Below are 19,615 nucleotides of genomic sequence, written 5' to 3' on the forward strand. Positions count from 1 at the left end.
ACCCTGAACTTTAGGAACAAAGCGATTGAATCGCTTTGAATGCTCTTAGATTTAGCAAGGCTAAATCCAGACAAATCAATAAAAGGAGTATCAAAATGGCATTTAACTTTAATGCACAGGCTTTCAGTGGGGGAAATCTATTTATAGATGGGGTAGGTTGTTTGGGGGTTTTGAAATCTTTTGAACCCCCAAAAATAGAACAAGAAGTCATAGAACAAAGCTCTAGCATAGGGAAATATGAGCAAGTCTTACCCACGCTAAAACCTCTGAATGCTAAATTTGTGCTAAATAATGTGGATATGGTGTATTTCAATACCCTGAATGCTTATATCCCACAAGTAATCTATATCAAATCAAACCTCTCTAGCGGAGGGATGGTAAAAAAAGAAACACAAATCATTGCTACATTCAATGGCAATATCAAAATCTTAGAGTTGCCTAAGTTTGAAATGAACAAAGAAGCTGAGCTTAGTTTGGAGATGAATGTGTATATGTTTAGCTATCAAATAGATAAAGTCCCTGCATTGCTTTATGATGTGCATAACTCTATTTATGCCATCAATGGAGTCGACCAATTCTTAGAAATAAGAAAAAACATACAATAAGGAGGTGATATGGGTGCAAAATATGGAATCAATATTGAAGTTAAAAACGCTAGCAGTTCAGATATATCTATCAATAATACACGCAGCATTGCTATTGTGGGTGATGATGTCAAAGTAGAAAATACAGGACTCAAATACTACCCTTCTATCAAAGAGGCAATAGATTGTGTCGGAGAGGGAAGTATCAAAGATACTTTAGAGGATTTGAAAGCTGCTGGATTGGAATCCACGCTTATCATTTCTAGCTTCATCAAATCAGATAGGGTAGCTGAAGATGTATTGAAAGCTATTGATGATTTGATTTTATCTGAACAAAGCACAGGCTATCGCCCTAAATTTATCCTTGCTTCAATCTACAATAAAGATAAGGGTGTGTGGGAAAAGTTAAAAGGAGTAGGGGATAAATTAGGAGCGATTTATGCAATTGAGATTGATGAGGGGAGTGAAGATAAGATTTTAGAAGCACTCAAAGATTTCCAATCCAAGCGAGCGATCATTACTTATCAAAAGGTAACTCGCTTGGATAAAGTTGTGCGACCTTTGGGGGGCTTTATCATTGCTAGTTATGCCAAAGTGATGAGTGCATCTGAATATGGCTTTGCTCAAACATTTTCTAATCGCCTCATTGATGGAATCATAGGAGTGGTGGATAAAGTAGAGTTCATCAGTGGGGAGGATTGTGTGGCTGATAGGCTTAGAGGGGTCGGGGTTAGCTTGGTGATTAGTCATAGTGGATTGAGGGCTTGGGGAGGAGAAGTAAGGGATAGTGATTTTAAAAGCCTTCATAGTGTGGTTATCTTTGATACCATCATTGAATCTATCAAAAAATCTCAAATTGAAGCTATTGATAAGCAAGTGAGCGATTACCTTAAAAAAGTAGTAGATGATTTGGAAGCATTTTACCGCAAGCTTGTGGCAAATAATGTGGCTGTGGGCTTTAAAGTATCTGTGCCAATGGATTTAAATACCAATGAATCCATAGCTGAGGGTAAAATCTATATCCAACATCAAATCCAAGAAATGCCATTGATGAAAAACATCACCAATAAGATTTATAAAGTTAATGATTATGGTTCTGAGCTTGTTAAAGAGATATAAAAACACCCCAAAGGGTGATGAGTCCTTTGAGGTGAAGTGTGTGGTGTGCAGTTATTTGAGGTTAAGGAAATCCCTAATCTCTTCTCTAAAAATGCTAATAAGCATTGATAGAACTACAAAAAGGATGTTTAAGTCCATTTTTGGACTCCTTATAGTGAATTCCCACCCTCCCACCACTACAAAAAAAAACCCGATTGTCCATAATGGACTCATCGGGATTCACTATAAGGCACACACTTTTTAATGCTTATCTAAGTAATCAGCTTAGATAAGTCAATTATAGCATAAGTTTAGGAATAAAAATGACAAAAAGAGAAGAGTTACTTAGTTTATTATCCCAATCTTTAGGTTGTGTAGGCTTTAAAAGTATTGATTATTCACAAAGATACACTTATGACAAAGAGGATTTGCCTGTATGTATCATCAAAGAAAACTCATCAGAGGTCAACATACCTGCTTCAGGGACTTGGGAATATGATTGTGAGCTAAGCATTTTTATTATCTCTTTGAGTCCAGAGTATGATTTAGCCCAAGAGGTATTTAAAATCATTAAAAATCTCCCAAAAGATACTTTTATATTTTGTTTGAGGACTACGGCTTTAGAGAGCAATTTTGAAGATGTCCCTTATCATCAGCTGAGTTTGAACTTTAGTGTGAGGTATTATTGTGAGGAATTTAGCCTATGAACTTACCTGATTTCTTAATCCCTTGTGATATAGAGAGTGAACGAAACATTATTTTGAGTGAATTGAGAGAGAAGCTACCTGATTATGAGCCTTTGAGGGGTGATGATTTTGCTATTTTGCTGGATTGTTTTTTGTTCAGGTTGAACAAATACATCAATTATATTAATTTTGTCATTTCACAAAACTATTTCCCTTATAGCAGTGGGGAGTTTTTGGATTCTTTGGTAGCATTGGCTGGGATTAAGAGATTTGAAGGCACTCCTTTTATGGCAAAAATTGAGGTTTGCTCTAGCACTCCACTGCACCTTCCAAAAGGCACTAAGTTTATTGATATGAAAGGACATAATGCGTTTTTGAATCAAGATTTGAGCATTGATGAAGGCTTGAAAGGGGAGGGTGAGATTGTTTTAGAAGATGGAGTAGAAGGGGATTTTGATACGATTTATCTTGAAATCCCTCATATTTACATCACAAGCATCAAAAAACTAAGTGCTTTTGTGCAAAAAGCAAGCAAAGAAGATGATGAAAGCCTCAAAAAGAGGTTTTTACTCTCTTTGAGCAAGCCTTCAACAGCAGGGAATCTCAAAAGCTATCAATACTATAGTGCGATACCTGAAGTGCTTAAAAGTAAAATCAAACACAAAGATTTAGGTGTGGTTGAGGTCATTTATACACAGAATTCTGAAGATGCACTCCAAAAGCTAAAAGCTTCAATAGAACCTAATATACCACTCACAGATACCATTATCTATACCAAAGCCATAGAGATACCCATAGAGCTTACTATCACTTTGACATTAAAATCGCTGCAAAATATCTCTAGCATTATTTTTGATATTGATAAGCAAGTCAGGGGGTTGTTTGAAACTTTAGAGATTGAAGAGGGATTGAGTGAATCTAAAATCATTGCTCTTAGCTTTTTGAGTTTGGATATTCTTGATATTGAAGTTTCGCCATTGCCTGCTATGGAGGAAAATGGGATTTTCAAACTCCAAAACCTAACTATCATAGATAAGGAGGCTTGATGAAATCACTCCTGCCCTCACACTTCAAAGAACTCAAAATCATTGATGAGGTTTTAGGGGATTTTGTGAATGAAAAACTAAATTTTACAAATCAAAACTTCTATAGCCCTACAGAGCAAAATGCTTTTTTGATTGCACAGACTTTTGATATTAATATTTTAGGTTTTAACCTCAATCAAATAATAAAAATACTTCAAACTCCTATGCTTTCAAAATCAAGACTTGGAACCAAAGAAGCCTTAAAAACTAGTTTGAATAAGGTTTTTGGTGAGGTTGTTATCCAGAGCATTCAAGAAGATAATAAATTAAAACCCTTTGAATTCTCTATCAAAGCTAATGTTGATAATGGGATTGATGAGGAGGGATTAATGGCTATTAAAAGTATCGTAGAAGAAACGAAGCCTTTGAGGGCTAGCTTGGCTGGGATTGATTTTGAAATGCCTTGCTTGCAATGTGATATTTTGCTAAAAAATTCAATCTTATGGAGGCTATGAATGCAAACAATCCAATCAATCCTAAATAACTTGACTTCAAAACAAATACTTCAAACCCTCAAAGAAAAAAATACAAAAGCCCTTTTTGTTGGTTCTAAAAATCCAAATGATGAGGTTTTGGAAACAAAATTAAAAGATTCAAAACTCACACTTGAGCAAATCAAAGGAAATGCTTTTATCCAAACCGATGTGAGGAGGGCTTATTTTGATGACAATAACTGCTTGTGTTTTGAGGTAAACCTAGATTATGACATTGCTTCAGAAAATACCATTTATGCACTAGCTATCGTGAGTGAAGAGAGTATTTTTGTGCTAGCACTCACACCAAAGATTAAAAAAATGCAAGGGATTGGGGGGACTTTTGTTTTAAAAACTTCTATAGAAGGTAGGAGTGGGGAGATGGTTTTTAAGGCTGATGATTATATATCAGAGGCTGAGTTTGAACCTTTTAGGGATTTTGTTGATAAATTTGAGGATTTGCTTGAAGATTTTAAATACAAAGCCAAATTAAAAATGCTGCTTTTGGATTTGGAAAACTACCTAGATACTCAAATCCAAGCCATTAAATCAAATATGGATAAGCTCAATGATATTGGTAGGAAAAATTATTTTTATCGCAACTCACTGCCTTGTGATTATGTAGGGATGGGGGAGCGATTAAGCAGGGATGAGTATCCATTGCTATGGTATTTCACACTAGGGTGCGTAGGCAATGATGGGAGGGAGTATTTTTCTATCCCAAAAGGAGGGCTTTATTCTAAAGGGACTTTAGATTTGAATTTAGTGGGTAGATTTGAAGAAAGTGGCTTGCCTGATATTAGAGGGGATATACAAGGGGGGAATGATAGTTTGACTGGAAATGGAGTGTTTTTTAATAATGGTAGCACAGGCTGGCAATGGAAAGGAGGCACAGATGGATGGAAAAATAATCAAGTGGGATTTAAGGCTTCTATGAGTAACCCTATCTATGGGAGGAGCGATGATGTAGAAGTCAATCATATTAGCTATCTTGAGGGGATTTATGCAGGAGAGAGGATAAAAAGCTTTCCTTTGGATTTAAAAAATTTAATAGGAGTTAAAAATGGATAATTTAGAAAACTTAGAAAATAAAATCCAAGAATTAAAGGAGTTGAAAACTCTTAGTGTGGAAAATAGTCTAGGGATTTTGAAAACTTATAATGAAAGCCTTAAAGATGACTTGAATCAAATCGCACAAGATATTTTAAAAGATACTTCAAAGAAAAAAATCAGGCTTTTGAAAAATGTCAATGGCTATCGGAGTGTTTTTTATCAAGAAGTTTATGAAGATAACAAAGGCAATATTATCAAATATGGGGACATAATGGTCGCAGGAGGAGATGCTATCAGGAGCGGGGCTGGGAAAGGAGTGGCTAGCTTTGGATTTTATCGTGTGGGTATCCCTTATGGTGTAGAGATAATAGATGTAGTTGGTGGGCATGGGAGTTTTTTCGCTCAAGAAAAGGACTCTGATGCTATGTGGGTGTGGGGAGTGAATGCTCAGGGTTGTTTAGGGCTAGGGCATAGCAATAATGTCTTAATCCCCCAAAGAGTCAGTTTCCCTGCAAAGATAAAAAAAATTGCTTCTGCTAGCTTTAGCACAGGTTGTCAATTTGCTTTTGTGCTTTTAGAAGATGGGAGGCTTCTGGGAGCTGGGAGGAATGCTGATGGGGAGCTTGGGATTGGCAATAATATTGATTGCTCAAAATTTTTACAAGCTTTGAGTAATGTAGCAGATTTTTTTATCGGTAATAATTGGGCAGGTGGTGTGTATGCCATCACTTATGATGGGCGGCTTTTTTCTTGGGGATATAATCGCACTGGTTGGCTAGGGCTAGGGCATAGCAATAATGTGAATACACCCACATTAGTAAGCAATGTTGAAAATGCTAAAACAATTTATCATTCTACTTATAATGATGGAACTTGGTATGGCAATACTTTCATCATCACGACTGATAATAGATTATTGGGGGCAGGCTATAACGGGCAGTGGAATTTAAGCCAATCTGATGCCAATCAAAGGAATACCTTTGTGCCTATATTGAATGAATCCAATTTACCACTCAAAGACATCATAGCGTTTAAGGGTGGTGGTGTTTATGATGTGGCTTTAGCCATAAATAATAAGGGGGAGTTATTTTCTTGGGGATGTGCTGATATGGGCTTGGGAGATGATAGGACTGCTCATAGTCGGTGTAAGAAGATTGCTAGTGGAGTAAAACGGATTGAAAAGCAAGGGTATCGCTATCCTGCTAATTATATCCAGTATCAAAATGGCAGTATCGCAGCCTTTGGCTATAACCAAACCCAAGCACTGGGTGTGGGTAATGCTACTAGCCCTATAAGGGCTATGACTCCTGTAATCCTTCCAGCTAAGATCATTGATTTTTGTGTTTGTTCTTTTTATGAGGGTGAAAGGGCATTTATCGCTAGTGATGGAGAGCGATTGTATGGGTGTGGGAGTGTTTATGAGGGTAATTTGAATATCACTAGCAATATCTTACAACCCCAAATATTGAAATGAGGAAAATAATGAAAACTTATAGTTTTTTAATTAGTTTTTTGCGAGGGGGACAAGGGGGCTTGAATTGGCAAGTCGCCCCCTGAACTTTAGGAACAAAGCGATTGAATCGCTATGAATGCAAGTGAAAATAAATGAATAAGGAGATAACAATGAAAACATACAAATTAAGCACAGATAAGATTGCTGAGGTCAAAGGGGAATTCAAAACCCTCTATAGCAATGGAAGATTTATCTATGTGCAACCCTTAGAAGACATAGAACTAAATGAGCCTTTTATCCAAGAAGATTTGCCAAAAGAATATGAAGAAAAAAGACAAGAGATATTGTCTTATGAAAGAGTCAAAAAGACTTCAGAGCTCAATAGGATTTGTGATAAATATTTACAAAACTTTCAATCTTCTGCCTTAGGGAGTGCTTATATCTATGATATGGCACAAGAAGACCAGATTAATTTGATGGGATTGCTCATTGCTGGGATTGATAGCTTTTTTAGGTGTGCTAAAGCTTCTGATCCTGATGATAAACAAAATATCCCTCATACCAAAGAACAATTAAAACAAGTCTATTCTGATGGACTCAAAGCTAAGAGTGGAATCATTTATATATGTGGTGTGTTGAAAGAATATGTAAAAAGTCTTGATGATTTAGATTCTATCAAGAGGGTGAAATGGGAGGATTATGAGGATATCACAAGGCAGGAGGAAAGATAATGAATTATCTTGAATTGATTAAGACTTATTTGTTTGTGGCTGTGATTGGGATTTTTGTGGGTTGCTTGTTTGTGATGAGGACTATTTCTGAAGAAGTCATTGATACGAAGGCAAAGATGATTCAATTTATCGTTTATGGAGTGGGGAGTTCTATGCTCATTACTTGGATAGGGTATGAGGTGTTTGTGTTTTATGGATTGCCTCCTAGTCTTGCTTGTGCGATTGGTGGAGGGATGGGCTTTGTGGGTGCTGAGAGCATAGCTAGGCTGGTGATAAGGGTATTCAAGAAAAAGGCTGGATTAGAGGATAAGGAATGAACAAGCAAGCATTAGAATTTATCAAATCTCATGAGGGTTTTAGTGCTAAGCCTTATTTAGATACTGCAAATATTGAAACCATAGGCTATGGGAGGAACTTGAGTGCTTATCCTTTGAGTGAAGATGAACAAAGGGAAATCCTTATTAATGAAGGCAGGTATTCTAAAGAAGACGCACAAGAGTGGCTCATAAATCAGCTCCAAAAGCTAGAAAACGAGCTAAATAAATACCACTGGTTTAAGAAGCTAGATACTTATAGGCAAGCTATTGTCTTGGATATGGCTTATAATTTGGGCGTGCCTAGACTCTTGCTTTTCAAAAAAATGATTTTAGCCCTCAATAGTGGGGATTATGCGAGTGCGAGTAGAGAAATGCTAAATAGTGGCTGGGCTATGCAAGTCAAAAGCAGGGCTTCTAAGCTAGCAATAGCAATGAGGGAGATAAAACAAAATGATGAGGTGAATGCCTGATGAGGTTAGGGGTGATTTTGGCGGGGATAGTTCTTGGATTTTTGGCTATTGAGGGGTATATCTATGTGCGGATAAAAACGGGTGTGCAAGCACAGCTAGCCAAAGAATTGCTCCAAAGGCAAAATCAAGCCATAGCAAAACAAGCCCTTGATACCAAAAACTATATCAAGACCCTATCAAAAGAAAAAATCATCACCAAATATAAAGTCATCCATCCTAAAGAAGAGGGTTGTGAAGGTAAGCTAGAGGAGATAAAAGATGCAATGGATGTGTATTTTGATTCTTTCAAGCATATGCTTTAGTGGGTGTGTGAGGGTTAAGGAAGTGTTTATCCCTACAGCTTGCCAAATCCCTAAAAGGGAGAATCCTATCAAAACTGGGGATTTAGCCCAAGATGTTAAAAACATCTTGATTTATTCTGAAGGGATAGCAAAGGATTTGGAATTTTGCAGAGGGAATGAACCGCATATGCGTTAAATGGCTTTATTCAAGTAATAAGGCTTTTTAACCCATAGGGTAAATCAAACAAAGTATAAAAAGGAGTAGTTATGGCATTAAAAATAAACACAGAGGTAAAAACATTTACTTTCAGGGATGGGCAAGAGATTACACTCAAAGAACCTACATTGTTACAAATCAATGCAGCTCATAGTAAAAATAAAGATGATATTGAAGTGATTAAGTCTTTATTGATAGATATGACTGAAGGGGAGTTGGATAAAGATTCTATCAATGCTCTTCCTTTTGGTGAGTTTTTAAGGTTATCTGAATGTGTGAAAGGATTTGTAGGTATTGACCTAAAGGACTAAGGGAGGGCATAGCTTTGATTGGCTATGCCTTGCACTTTGGTTTATCAGATATAAAGGATATGAGTTTTAGTGAGTTTATGGACTATCTAAGGATAGCTAAGGAAATACTTGAAGTGAAGGGGTTTTGAAGAAATCAACACAAAGGATAAAAAATGAAAACAGGAGTTATATTAGACTATGATAGAGTTAAAAATCAATTACATCATTTGCTCCCAGAATCTGTAGCAATTAACATATTCATCTTTATTAGCATTGTCAAAAATATCTGTCATTATTTTTTGGATCAGAAGCAATACCCAATAAACAGGTATAAAAAACAACAAGCCATAAGCACTAGTTTCCATAATTTTTTCATAATCATTATTCCCAGCGAGTATAAAAATTATGGTTATAAATATACAAGGATAGTAAAATGTAATGATTTTGAAAAAATTAAGAGTGTATATACAAAGCCTTCTTGTTATAGATTTTTTAGGTTCATCGTTATTGGTTGGCAAAACAATATTTGTATATTGGTTAATTTGTTGAACATAGATAGCTCTTTGAAAAAACTTTGCTTTTATTTTTTTAATGAAGCTTGTTATTTTTTTAGATTCAAATTTTTTATTAATGAGGCTGATTTTTTTATCAAGTTCAATGTCATTAGCTATCTTGATTTTATTTTTAAGGTATTCTTTTACTATCTCATTTTGCTTTTTTCTTGTTTCTACCAATTCATTAATATCGACAGATTTTTTAGATTCAATGCTTGTTTTAATCTCTTGAAGTTCTTTTTGAAGTCCATTATCAAGAGATTGGATTTTTTCTTGAAACTTAGGGCGGAGTTCAGTATAAGTCTCATCAAAAAATTGATTGTAATCATTGATATTTTTAGCAAGTATTTCATTTTCTTTTTGAAGAATATCATTCATAGCTATTTGAAATTTGATGGTAGCAATCTTAAGCTCAGCGATTGCATTATGTGCTTTTGTTTCCAAACTTTTCGAATAGCTATCATTAGAAGGTATTATGGCACTAATGAGGAGATAATCGCCCAAATCAAGTTGCATAAGCTTTCCTTTTTCTCAAAAAGTTTTAAATATTTTACACCAAAATTATCAGAAAATCAACACAAAGGATAAAAAATGAAAACAGGAGTTACATTAGATAATTATTTTAGGGTATTTTATGAAAATAAATCCCACTTTTCTGTAACACTGAGTTCATCTTTTGATAAATGGAGACAAAATAAAAATAAATGTTCGAAAATAAAAAACAAAATCATTGCGATAGGAGTAAAAAAGAACATGAAAAGGAATAAACCAGCTAATAAAACAATACCCCAACCCATCATCACCATGCTTATTATAAACATTTTGCTATTAACATCAATCACCCAACCATCTATCCAAGCTGATAAAAAGTATAGAATGCCCCCTATAAATGCTGAGGCATATATTAACATTATAAAATTATTAGGAAAGTCTATATATATTGCTTTTTTTGTTTCAATGTTTAAAAATTTAGTCATGTTTCTTATTAGAAAAATAACCAAAAAGAAACATAGCATACTTACAAGAAACCACATATTAAAACCTTTTAATTTAATCAAGTTAATTTTAATCCAAAATAATAAAAAAATCAACACAAAGGATAAAAAATGAAAACAGGAGTTACATTAGATATACAGGCTAATTTGGATGCACTGAATAAAAGTATCAAGGCTATCAATAAATCAATGAAAATTGATTTGGGTATCAATATCAAAAAAGCATTAGAAGAGGCTACCAAAGGACTTAAGGAAGGATTAGCTAAAAATAAGCCTATTGCAGAAATAAATGAACTAAAAGCTAAAATCAAAGAAGCTACAAGTGTGCAACTAAAATTCAACATAGACCAAGCTACCAATCAGCTAAAAAATATAATCCCACAATTTATAGGGACATATAGCACTATAAAAGGTCTCATATCTAGCCCTGTGTCTGCTAGTCTTGATTTTAACACAGCTATCAATGAAATCAATAAATTCGCTGATTTTTCAAACTCAGAGCTTGGAAAGTTCAAAAAAGATATGTTTGATTTGGGTAAAGCCAATGGATTAGGGCTTAATGATATATTAAAAATAAGTGAGTTATCTGCCCAGCTAGGCATAGGCAAAACAGAACTCAAAGACTTTACTCAAAATGCTATCAATCTAAAAATAGGCTTAGGTCTATCTCAAGATGAAGCAGTCAATCTCAGCTCAAGTATTTCTAAAGCTTTTGGTATGGGGGTCAAAGAAACACAAGTTTTTTCTGATGAAATCACTGCTATGTCAAAAGTAACCCAGCAAAGTGCAAAAAAGATTTTAGAAGTTACTAAATCTACTCTAGCAGGGGCTAAGGCATTTGGCTTGTCTGCTAAGGAAACATCTGCTCTATCTGCCTCATTCCTCTCTGTAGGGCTTGATAGCTCTGAGGCAAGTAGTTCTATCAATAAATTTTTTACCGAACTCAATAATATTGATAATGCGACTGAGGGCTTTAAAAGGTCTTTGGCAAAAATGGGACTAGATGCAGAGCAACTAAAAGAAGATATACAAAACAATCCTCAAGAAGCTATCAAAAATCTCTTTGAAGATTTAAATGATCTTAGTGATGAAGAGAGGTTTGGAGTCATATCTGAAATCTTTGGCAAGAAAATGGCAAATAATATCAATTCGGCAAAAGATGGAGTGAGGGCTTTTGAAAAAGCACTTGAATCAAGTAAGGATTCTGCAGGAGCCTTACAAAAAGCTGTAGATAGAGCTGCAGGTGATGGATTTGGAGATAGTATATTTGAGTTAAAGGCTGCTTGGCTAGAATTTAAAAATGAGATAGGGAGTATCTTTGTGCCTGCTTTAAAATGGCTTGCTGATTTGACAAGGAGTGTATTAGGAGGATTGACAAACTTTTTAAAAAACAATGAATGGAGTAAATTATTTATTGGATTTAGTGTTGGTATCCTTGCATTGGTAAAAAGTGTTGGTCTTATTAAAGTGGCTTTTAATCCTCTTAAAACAATTGTATTTTATCCTTTTCAAATTATGATGACAAAGTCTAAAATAGCAATGATAAGCTATTCTGATACTATTAAAAAGGCAAATTTGACTAATATTATTTTTGGAGATAGTTTGAATTGGCTAAAACTTAGATTTAATACCCTAAATAAAAGTATTATGGTGACGACAAAGAGGATATTTGGATTTTTAGACTCCTTGATTGCAGGAAAAATAGGGATATTTGGAAAAGCCTTGAACTTTTTGAAAATTGGTTTTTTATCTTTTAGCACAGGTCTAAGGGCGGCTATTGTTGGTATTCGTGCTTTTAGTATTGCATTGCTTGCTACTCCAATAGGATGGATTGGTATGGCTTTAGCAGGCGTGGCATTGACTGTTTACAAATTTTGGAAACCAATTAAAGCATTTTTTGGAGGATTTTTTGAAGGTATATCTGAAGCCATCACCCCACTCAAGCAAACTTTCTCTGCTTTATGGGTGTCAATTAAAACCGCTTTTGCTCCTTTTGCTCCACTTTTTAGTAAAATCTTTGGGCAAATTAATAGCACACAAGAAGAGCTGAGTGGTTTTGCACGAGTTGGATTGACAGTGGGTAAGGTGATTGGCGAGGTGATAAATTTGATAGCTAAGCCTTTTGAATGGCTGATAAAAATTATTACTCTGACTTTTGAAGCAGTGGGGAAGATTACTAGTTGGATAGGTGATATTTTTGGGATTGGGGATAAGAAGGTTGATGTGAATGCAAATCAAACCAATTCTATCATTCATAAAGGTCTCATTGATGAGGTCATCGCTAAACAAAATGAAAATAAAGCTAAAATGTTAAGCTCTATTCAAAGTAATCAAACTGATAACTCAAGACAAATCAATGACTATAAAAATATCACTATCAATACCAATCAAAGTCCACAAGCTATCGTGAGTGCTATCAATAGCTATAGTTATGATGATGATTTGTAGCGATAAGTCTTAATGAGGTTGAAAATAGTGCCTAGAAAAAGAAATATAAAAAAGCAAGTAAAATAAATTGCTGTTATGTTTTTGGTATGCAAATATAAAAAAAAGGTAAATATGATAAAGCAAAAATTGGCAAAAATGATATTTTTCCATTGTTTGGCTCTGTGTTTAAAAAACAAGAAGGTTTTATCTTTTTGTGGTTTATTGAATTCCATAGAGATGACTATCAGAGAATAGAACAACCCTAAGAAGAGAAAAATGATAGCTATTGCCATTAATGTCAAATTCAATCCTTGTTGTTTGTATTGCTTAAATACAGCATTAAAACAGAATTTTAACATAAAAAGGAAAAATAATGGAAAATATTTTTAGCACAACCAAAACAGACCCAAGAAAAGAGCTAGAATCTGAAGTGCAAAAACAAAGACAAAAGCAAAAAGAACTAGAAAATCAACCACAAGAAGAGCTAAAAGACCCTTTTAAGGAATACAAATCCATTCAGAGCAAAGATACACTCATTAAAATAGATAGATTTGCCTTCAAAGTCTCTCAAAATATCGAGTCCATAACCACGACTCTGAATATGGGTATCAAGAAGATTGAAACAATCAAAAAACCAATCTATCAAAAGATAGGAGGCAATGAAGAGATTATCAGCTTTGAAGCTAAAATCCTCATCACACAAATGAGTGAATTTGAAGGGTTTAAAGAGCTGGTCAAAAAAGCCAAACCTCTCAAACTATCTATCCTCTCTGAAAAGCCTAAAAAAATCCTTATCCAAAGGCTGAGTGAATCCAAGAAGAACTGGGTGATGATTACTGAGCGAGGAGTGAGCTATTATTGTAAAGAGCTAAGCATTGAAGGAGTGGTATTGTGAGCTTAGAAAAAGATTTAAGCAAGCATATACAAAAATCCCTCAATAAAGCTATAATCAAAGTAGCCAAAGAACAAGCTAAGGCTATCAGGGAAGGATTTGATTTGCCAGATAAAAAAATCAAATCCCTCACTATGATAAAAAAAGCCTCTCTTTATAATCTAAAAGCTTCAATTTTAGGATTTAGCGGAAGAGTGAGTATCAAGCACTTCAAGAAATCCAAAGTCATGCAAGGCAGAAAAATCATAGGCGTGAATGTCAAACTCAATCAATCTAGCAAGGTATTTCTAAACGGGCATTTTATAGCCAAAAATAGAGATAAACAAGGAGAATTCATCGCTATAAGAGAAAACTCTAAGCATATGAAAAATCCAAACTTTGAATACAAAAAATCAAGCAAGGCATATGCGAGCTTTTCTGGAACTCAAAAACTCTTATATCCTCTGAGTTCTAAGCCTTTTTGTCAAATAGCTAAAGAAAAGTCTCAAAGCCTAATGCCTAAAGTCAAAGAAATCTTTATGAAGGAGTTGGATAGGTGAAATGAGTAAATCCCCATTGATTGAAGCGTTTGCTAAATCTATCTTCATCAAACCAAAGCTAAGCCTCACAGAATGGAGTAACACATATAGGGTCTTGTCTAAAGAAAGCTCAGCATTGTTTGGGAGATTTGAAGCTTTGAGTTACCAGATAGAACCAATGAATGCTATCTCTAACCCTAATATCAGGGAAGTGGTATTGATGTGGGGAGCCCAGCTAGGCAAATCTGAAATACTCAATAACACCATTGGCTATTATATCCACCAAAACCCTAGCCCTATCCTTTTCTTATTGCCTTCTGAAGATATGGCAGAGGATTATTCCAAGCGAAGGCTTGCACCGATGTTTAGAGATACAAAAGTGCTAGATGAGCTTATCAATGATAGGGAGGCTAGCAATACAATCCTTATCAAAAACTTCAAAGGCGGTAACCTCGCTTTAGTGGGTAGCAACTCACCCTCAAAGCTAGCTTCAAAGCCTATCAAAGTCCTCATAGTCGATGAGGTCGATAGGTGTGAAAATACCAAAGAAGGGCATAGCATTGACCTTGCACAAAAAAGAACCAATACTTATTATGATAGGAAAATCATAAAAGTATCCACGCCAACTATCAAAGGACATAGCAGTATTGAGAGGGAATTTGAAGCAAGTGATAAACGCTTTTATTTTGTGCCTTGTCCTTATTGTGGCTTTTCTCAAACACTATCTTTTGAAAATATCAAATGGAGTCAAAGAGAAGATGGAAGTCATGATTTGGAAAGTGTGGGGTATGCTTGTATTGAATGTGGGGGTCTGTGGAGTGAGAGTGAGAAGAATAATGCCGTCTCTAAAGGCAGTTGGGAGGCAAAAAATCCCACTTCAAAAATAGCAGGCTTTTATCTCAATGCCCTTTATAGTCCCTTTTTTACGCTAAAAGATATAATAAAAGATTTTTTAGAATCCAAAGACAATGTGCAAAAATTCCAAGTCTTTACCAATACGATCAAAGCTGAGTCTTTTGAACCACCAAGCATTAAGTTTGAAGAAAATGAGCTTTATGCAAGGAGAGAAAATTATACCGCTAGCACTCTCCCTGATGAGGTAATGTTTATCACTTGTGGTGTAGATATTCAACATGATAGGATTGAGATGGAGTTCAGGGGATGGGGGCTTGGATTTGAAAGCTGGGGGATAGAATACTTGATTTTACAAGGTGATCCCAATCTACCCAAAGTATGGGATGATGCCTATGTCTCTACTAAAAAGATGTTTAGCACCATCAATGGGAGGCGGATGTATGCTAGCATTGTGCTTGTGGATAGTGGATTTGAAACACAAAAAGTTTATAAATTTGTCAAGATGGGTAAGGGGAGATTTGTAGCTACTAAGGGAGCTAGTGAGGGAGAAACTAAAAAAGATTTTGTCAACAAACCCAAAAAATTAAAAGACATATGGCTTTATTCTGTAGGGACATATAAAGGAAAATCTGAAATCTTTAGGCTGCTTCAAACCAAAAGTTTTGGAGCAGGATACCAGCACTACAATCAAAACTATAGCTTAGAGTATTTTTATCAACTCACTTCAGAAAAATTAGTCAAAACCAAAAATGATAAAGGCTATAGTGTTTATAAATGGGAGAAGTTAAGGGAGAGGAATGAGGCATTAGATATTAGTGTATTGAATCTTTTGGGAGCTAAGCTGAAAAAACTAGATGTCTGGACTTTGAAAGGAAAGCAAAATTAAGATAAGGATTGATTTTATTGTATGATTTATGTGAGGTTTTGCCAGAGGGTCAAGACCTCTTGGCAAATTTATGACCTCGAAAAGAGGTGATGAAAATGTCATTACTTAAGATATTGAGCAATATCTTGATGATTATTATACTACTTTGTTTATTAATAAGCAAGGTATATTGAATCTCAAGATAAGAGGGTTTTTAGCCCTCTCTCAATATCTAACCCTCTTTTATGCTTCATAAAAACCTCATTTAAATTAAAATATAAACAAAAAGTAAATAAACTAAAATGATTGTAGATGATTTCAAATGATTATAAATTATTTTAAATGATGATTCTAAAATGGTATTAAACTATTTTTTAACCTAAATACACATACCCTCCAAAAATCAAGAGTTAGAATATGAGATTATATTTATTGGAATAAGGATTTTTATGAGTGCTATGATTGAAACAGCAAAACACCTAGCAATATTCTTAAAAACTAATAAGGATACCCAATGAACCCAACAAAATTATCTGAAAAAATACAAACCTATCTCAAAATCAAAGGTTTGAAAATCACTCCTGAAAATAAATTATTCATTGATGCAATCACTCAGTGCCTTATCGTCCATCTTCAAACAGAAGCCATTGTTGAAGTCAAGACTACAGGGACTGCGAATGCACAAAGTGGGATTGGAAAAATCTATTAAAGGATAATGATGTTTGGGGAAGTGAAAATCTACATCGGCTCTATCATAGAGATGCAGGGTAATCAAGTCAAGGTCAATATCTTAGGCACTCAAACAGATTTTATGACTCATATGGGTAGCTTTGGAGCATTTAACAAACATTTTGTCCCGCCTGTGATAGGAGAGTCTGTATTGGTGATACGATTTGAAGACTCTAGCCTTTATCTAGCATTTTCTCTTCCTGCTGCTAATCTAGCTAATCCCCCTGATGAAGAAAACATCACTTATCCTGATGGGACAACCCTAAGCTATAACTCTACAAGCCATACCCTAAAGATAGAATCCAAAGCAAGCATTCATATCATCTGTAAGGAAGCTAGTATCAAAGCTGATAGTATCAATCTAGGGGATAGCGGGGGTGGGGGACTCATCACGACTCAAAGCATTTGCCCTTTTACAGGTAGTCCTCATCAGCAAGGGAGTAGCAAAGTAAAGGCAATATTGTGAAACAACTAAGCATTCAAGAAAATATCAATAGAATCTTTAAAACCAAAAAATACACCCTCCCACTCAACCCAAACTATGGCTTGAGCTATGAGTGGATTGACAAGCCTTTTTCAAAAGAACTAGAAGCCTCTATGATTGAAGAGATAAGAGAGCAGATAAGTATTTTTGAACCTCGCCTTGTGATAGAAAGCATTCAGGTAAGTAAAGAGTATTCTAATCTCTCTATCATTATCAATACAAATCTAAGGATTGCTATTTGATTGTCTCTACAAAAGAGTTAGGAGAACTTTTAGGGCTTACAGAAAGGCATATTTATAATCTTGAAAAAAAAGAAGTCTTATCAAAAGAAGATAAGAATTGCTGGGATGCTTATAAGAATATCCAAGCTTATATCTATTATAAAATCTCTATTGAAACACCCACTACAGATGGCAAAGAAGCAAGGGTAAGGAAAGATTTAGCCGATGCCAAACTAAAAGAAGTGATGTTAGCAGAGAAACTAGGCAAGCTTATCCCTATAGAAAAAGTCGCTAAAGAGCTAGAAGATATTGCTATCACGATTTCAAACAAGCTTTATTCTATCCCTCACCAACTCAAAAGAAGGTTTAAAATAGATGATGTGATGTATCTTGCCTTAGAAAATGAGATTGAAAACACACTCAAAGAACTCAAAGACCCAAATATTTATACCCAACAAGCCTTAGAGATAGAAGAAAAAATTGCCAAAGAAAGAGAAAAACAGGAGTTGAGTGATGAGTAAAACCCTAATGATGAGTTTTTTTATCTTTTATTCTATAAAGTTTATAAGCAAGATAACCACACAAAGTGAGTGTAAAAATAGTTACAATAACTTGACCTATCATTGTTTAGTCCTTTTTTGGAGTCTGATTGAAGCATACATTATAAAGATACTGCCTAATGTGATGATTGAGGGCATTATCCCAAAATCACCATTAAGGATAGCAAATGTTCCATTTACAAACAACCCTAATCCAATATTTTTAAAAAGCTCATTCATAAACACATTATATCAAAAAACAGGAGTTGAGTGATGAGTAGTTTTATGACACCTTTAAAAGGGGAGATTTTAGACAATGGCAATTTGTTGGTGAGTGAAGAATTTGATTATTACAGAGAAGAGGACAATGATGAGGTGATAAAAGTGCCTAATGGCTTTGAATCAGATTTCGCCTCTGTGCCATTTGTATTTAGAATCTTAGTGAGTCCCATAGGTAGGCATAGTAAGCCAGCGGTATTGCACGATTATCTCTGTGAGCTTTATCATTTGGGGAAAGTCAGCAGGGATTATTGTGATGAGGTTTTTAATGAAGCGATGAAGGTTAAAAAAGTCTCTTTGTATCATCGCTTGGTTTTGTTTGGCGGGGTGAGGGTATATGCGTATTATTTAGCATTCAAAAAGAAATTAAAAGGATTTTTATGAAATACATTGCCACGCAAGGAGAGCGGCTTGATAGTATCTTTTTTAAACATTATGGGATGGAGTTTGACCAAAAAATTTATGATGAGTTTATGATGAAAAATCATCACTTATTACTCAAAGATACTTTAGATTCAGGTGATGAGGTTTTGATCAAACCGATTGCAATTCAAGAGCTATCAGTTGCAGAGGGATTGTATGGAATCGATATATAAATCTTGTGAGTTCAAAATAACCCTGAATGATAAAGACATCAGTGATTTGATCGTCTCTATTGCTTATGAAGATTTTGAAAGCGACCAAAGCGATACACTCAAAATCAAGATTTTTCCAACCATCACCCCTAAGCTCAAAGATAAAGTCAGATTTTATATAGATAATCATCTCATCGGTAGCTTTAGCATTGCTTCTATCGCTTATACTTATAAATCTAGTTATGAGTGTGATTGCTCTAGTATTGATTATAGTTCTAATTTTAGGATGAGGAAAAATAGAAGTTTTGATAAGCTAAGCTACAAGCAGATACTACAATCTATCGCTAAAGAAAATAACCTGACTTTAAAGATAGACTTCAAACGCATGGATGAGATTGTCCATATCGACCAAATCAATCAATCTGATAGCTCGCTTTGCTATCATATTGCCAAAGAGCTTAACCTCACACAATGTATCAAAAACGATACTTTGATTTTCCTAGAAAAGGCTTCAGAAAAAAAGCCCTCCATATCACTGAATGCCTCTGATTGCGTGAGTGTGAGTCTACAGAGCTATGCGAAGATGTTTTATCAGTCTGTAGAGGTTAGCTATCAAAACGCTCAATCTAATGAGGGCAAAACCATAAAGATTGGCAAAAGTGAGCCTGTCTTGAAGCGATACTTGCATTCTAAGAGTGATGATGAAGCTTACAAAAAAGCACAAGGCTTATTCAAATCTATCCAATCCAATAAAAAGAAAGGCACATTAGAGATAGCAGGTAGGCTCATTTATGCAGGCACACTTTTAAAACTAAGCGGGGATAAAGAGCTAGAAGGACAATATGTAATCAACAAAGTGAGCCATAGTATTGACTCAAGTGGCTGGCGGATTCTTGTGGAGTTTGGGTGAATTGCACTTGATTTTTATTATCAAAAATGATAAT

At 35.0% G+C, this 19,615-nt stretch carries 27 protein-coding genes; 25 read left to right on the top strand and 2 right to left on the bottom strand.

The annotated features are described in order from the left end of the window. The first annotated feature begins 95 nt into the window (after positions 1 to 95). The 13 genes from BKH44_RS06795 to BKH44_RS06850 all read left to right on the top strand — a co-directional run bounded on the left by BKH44_RS06795 (position 96) and on the right by BKH44_RS06850 (position 8,759). Complete coding sequence (locus tag BKH44_RS06795; RefSeq protein WP_095271609.1) at positions 96 to 605, top strand: phage major tail tube protein; 510 nt, start codon at positions 96 to 98, stop codon at positions 603 to 605. 9 nt (positions 606 to 614) lie between these two features. Next, entirely contained in the window at positions 615 to 1,703 is a 1,089-nt protein-coding gene (locus BKH44_RS06800) for a phage tail sheath family protein (RefSeq protein ID WP_095271612.1), read from the top strand. Between the two features lie 302 nt (positions 1,704 to 2,005). Continuing rightward, positions 2,006 to 2,389: a hypothetical protein gene (locus BKH44_RS06805; RefSeq protein WP_095271615.1), complete on the top strand. Its 384-nt coding sequence runs from the start codon at positions 2,006 to 2,008 to the stop codon at positions 2,387 to 2,389. Next, positions 2,386 to 3,414, top strand: coding sequence for a baseplate J/gp47 family protein (locus BKH44_RS06810; protein ID WP_095271616.1), 1,029 nt, complete (start codon positions 2,386 to 2,388; stop codon positions 3,412 to 3,414). Before BKH44_RS06805 ends, BKH44_RS06810 begins: the two co-directional genes overlap by 4 nt. Then, positions 3,414 to 3,908, top strand: a complete 495-nt coding sequence (locus BKH44_RS06815) for a phage tail protein (RefSeq protein ID WP_095271619.1) — start codon at positions 3,414 to 3,416, stop codon at positions 3,906 to 3,908. Before BKH44_RS06810 ends, BKH44_RS06815 begins: the two co-directional genes overlap by 1 nt. Further along, entirely contained in the window at positions 3,909 to 4,997 is a 1,089-nt protein-coding gene (locus tag BKH44_RS06820; RefSeq protein ID WP_095271620.1) for a hypothetical protein, read from the top strand. Then, positions 4,990 to 6,453 (top strand): hypothetical protein, encoded by a 1,464-nt coding sequence (locus BKH44_RS06825; protein WP_095271623.1) that lies wholly within the window; start codon positions 4,990 to 4,992, stop codon positions 6,451 to 6,453. Before BKH44_RS06820 ends, BKH44_RS06825 begins: the two co-directional genes overlap by 8 nt. 149 nt (positions 6,454 to 6,602) lie before the next feature. After that, the gene (locus tag BKH44_RS06830; protein WP_095271624.1) at positions 6,603 to 7,163 is read left to right on the top strand and encodes a hypothetical protein; all 561 of its coding nucleotides are present in this window, start codon (positions 6,603 to 6,605) and stop codon (positions 7,161 to 7,163) included. After that, positions 7,163 to 7,480 (top strand): phage holin family protein, encoded by a 318-nt coding sequence (locus BKH44_RS06835; RefSeq protein WP_095271627.1) that lies wholly within the window; start codon positions 7,163 to 7,165, stop codon positions 7,478 to 7,480. The genes BKH44_RS06830 and BKH44_RS06835 overlap by 1 nt, the downstream gene beginning before the upstream one ends. Continuing rightward, the gene (locus BKH44_RS06840; RefSeq protein WP_095271629.1) at positions 7,477 to 7,950 is read left to right on the top strand and encodes a glycoside hydrolase family protein; all 474 of its coding nucleotides are present in this window, start codon (positions 7,477 to 7,479) and stop codon (positions 7,948 to 7,950) included. The genes BKH44_RS06835 and BKH44_RS06840 overlap by 4 nt, the downstream gene beginning before the upstream one ends. Continuing rightward, on the top strand, positions 7,950 to 8,252 hold the full coding sequence (locus BKH44_RS06845; RefSeq protein WP_095271631.1) for a hypothetical protein: 303 nt from the start codon (positions 7,950 to 7,952) through the stop codon (positions 8,250 to 8,252). The genes BKH44_RS06840 and BKH44_RS06845 overlap by 1 nt, the downstream gene beginning before the upstream one ends. Next, a complete protein-coding gene (locus BKH44_RS08725; protein ID WP_257842618.1) occupies positions 8,218 to 8,427 on the top strand; it encodes a hypothetical protein in 210 nt (69 codons plus the stop codon). The genes BKH44_RS06845 and BKH44_RS08725 overlap by 35 nt, the downstream gene beginning before the upstream one ends. Before the next feature lie 71 nt (positions 8,428 to 8,498). Next, on the top strand, positions 8,499 to 8,759 hold the full coding sequence (locus BKH44_RS06850) for a phage tail assembly protein (protein ID WP_095271634.1): 261 nt from the start codon (positions 8,499 to 8,501) through the stop codon (positions 8,757 to 8,759). Positions 8,760 to 8,956: 197 nt separating this feature from the next. Here BKH44_RS06850 and BKH44_RS06855 read toward each other — a convergent pair whose 3' ends face one another. Then, positions 8,957 to 9,808 carry a hypothetical protein gene (locus BKH44_RS06855; RefSeq protein ID WP_095271636.1) on the bottom strand — a complete coding sequence of 284 codons (852 nt, stop codon included), beginning with the start codon at positions 9,806 to 9,808 and terminating at the stop codon, positions 8,957 to 8,959. A gap of 75 nt (positions 9,809 to 9,883) precedes the next feature. Here BKH44_RS06855 and BKH44_RS06860 point away from each other — a divergent pair, with 75 nt between their 5' ends. The 9 genes from BKH44_RS06860 to BKH44_RS06905 all read left to right on the top strand — a co-directional run bounded on the left by BKH44_RS06860 (position 9,884) and on the right by BKH44_RS06905 (position 17,799). Continuing rightward, positions 9,884 to 10,402, top strand: a complete 519-nt coding sequence (locus tag BKH44_RS06860; RefSeq protein ID WP_095271639.1) for a hypothetical protein — start codon at positions 9,884 to 9,886, stop codon at positions 10,400 to 10,402. Continuing rightward, complete coding sequence (locus BKH44_RS06865; RefSeq protein ID WP_095271640.1) at positions 10,399 to 12,735, top strand: phage tail tape measure protein; 2,337 nt, start codon at positions 10,399 to 10,401, stop codon at positions 12,733 to 12,735. The genes BKH44_RS06860 and BKH44_RS06865 overlap by 4 nt, the downstream gene beginning before the upstream one ends. A gap of 352 nt (positions 12,736 to 13,087) precedes the next feature. Further along, the gene (locus tag BKH44_RS06875) at positions 13,088 to 13,609 is read left to right on the top strand and encodes a hypothetical protein (protein WP_095271646.1); all 522 of its coding nucleotides are present in this window, start codon (positions 13,088 to 13,090) and stop codon (positions 13,607 to 13,609) included. Continuing rightward, positions 13,606 to 14,145 carry a hypothetical protein gene (locus BKH44_RS06880; RefSeq protein ID WP_095271648.1) on the top strand — a complete coding sequence of 180 codons (540 nt, stop codon included), beginning with the start codon at positions 13,606 to 13,608 and terminating at the stop codon, positions 14,143 to 14,145. Before BKH44_RS06875 ends, BKH44_RS06880 begins: the two co-directional genes overlap by 4 nt. Position 14,146: 1 nt before the next feature. After that, positions 14,147 to 15,865: a terminase gpA endonuclease subunit gene (locus tag BKH44_RS06885; protein ID WP_095271650.1), complete on the top strand. Its 1,719-nt coding sequence runs from the start codon at positions 14,147 to 14,149 to the stop codon at positions 15,863 to 15,865. Positions 15,866 to 16,358: 493 nt separating this feature from the next. Further along, positions 16,359 to 16,553, top strand: a complete 195-nt coding sequence (locus tag BKH44_RS06890) for a hypothetical protein (protein ID WP_095271652.1) — start codon at positions 16,359 to 16,361, stop codon at positions 16,551 to 16,553. Positions 16,554 to 16,562: 9 nt separating this feature from the next. Next, positions 16,563 to 17,039 (top strand): phage baseplate assembly protein V, encoded by a 477-nt coding sequence (locus tag BKH44_RS06895; RefSeq protein WP_095271655.1) that lies wholly within the window; start codon positions 16,563 to 16,565, stop codon positions 17,037 to 17,039. Further along, positions 17,036 to 17,299, top strand: a complete 264-nt coding sequence (locus tag BKH44_RS06900) for a GPW/gp25 family protein (protein WP_180674140.1) — start codon at positions 17,036 to 17,038, stop codon at positions 17,297 to 17,299. Before BKH44_RS06895 ends, BKH44_RS06900 begins: the two co-directional genes overlap by 4 nt. Further along, positions 17,296 to 17,799 carry a hypothetical protein gene (locus tag BKH44_RS06905; protein ID WP_095271660.1) on the top strand — a complete coding sequence of 168 codons (504 nt, stop codon included), beginning with the start codon at positions 17,296 to 17,298 and terminating at the stop codon, positions 17,797 to 17,799. The genes BKH44_RS06900 and BKH44_RS06905 overlap by 4 nt, the downstream gene beginning before the upstream one ends. A 99-nt stretch (positions 17,800 to 17,898) precedes the next feature. On the opposite strand, the gene BKH44_RS08840 is transcribed toward BKH44_RS06905, so the two are convergent. Beyond that, the gene (locus tag BKH44_RS08840) at positions 17,899 to 18,057 is read right to left on the bottom strand and encodes a hypothetical protein (RefSeq protein WP_180674141.1); all 159 of its coding nucleotides are present in this window, start codon (positions 18,055 to 18,057) and stop codon (positions 17,899 to 17,901) included. A gap of 33 nt (positions 18,058 to 18,090) precedes the next feature. Here BKH44_RS08840 and BKH44_RS06910 point away from each other — a divergent pair, with 33 nt between their 5' ends. The 3 genes from BKH44_RS06910 to BKH44_RS06920 are packed head-to-tail and all read left to right on the top strand — an operon-like array spanning position 18,091 to position 19,581. Continuing rightward, the gene (locus BKH44_RS06910) at positions 18,091 to 18,480 is read left to right on the top strand and encodes a DUF1353 domain-containing protein (RefSeq protein WP_095271661.1); all 390 of its coding nucleotides are present in this window, start codon (positions 18,091 to 18,093) and stop codon (positions 18,478 to 18,480) included. Beyond that, on the top strand, positions 18,477 to 18,692 hold the full coding sequence (locus BKH44_RS06915) for a phage tail protein (RefSeq protein ID WP_095271664.1): 216 nt from the start codon (positions 18,477 to 18,479) through the stop codon (positions 18,690 to 18,692). Before BKH44_RS06910 ends, BKH44_RS06915 begins: the two co-directional genes overlap by 4 nt. Continuing rightward, positions 18,676 to 19,581, top strand: coding sequence for a contractile injection system protein, VgrG/Pvc8 family (locus tag BKH44_RS06920; protein ID WP_095271667.1), 906 nt, complete (start codon positions 18,676 to 18,678; stop codon positions 19,579 to 19,581). The genes BKH44_RS06915 and BKH44_RS06920 overlap by 17 nt, the downstream gene beginning before the upstream one ends. The last annotated feature ends 34 nt before the right edge of the window (positions 19,582 to 19,615 follow it).

The organism is Helicobacter sp. 13S00477-4, from assembly GCF_002272785.1.
GTDB lineage: Bacteria > Campylobacterota > Campylobacteria > Campylobacterales > Helicobacteraceae > Helicobacter_J.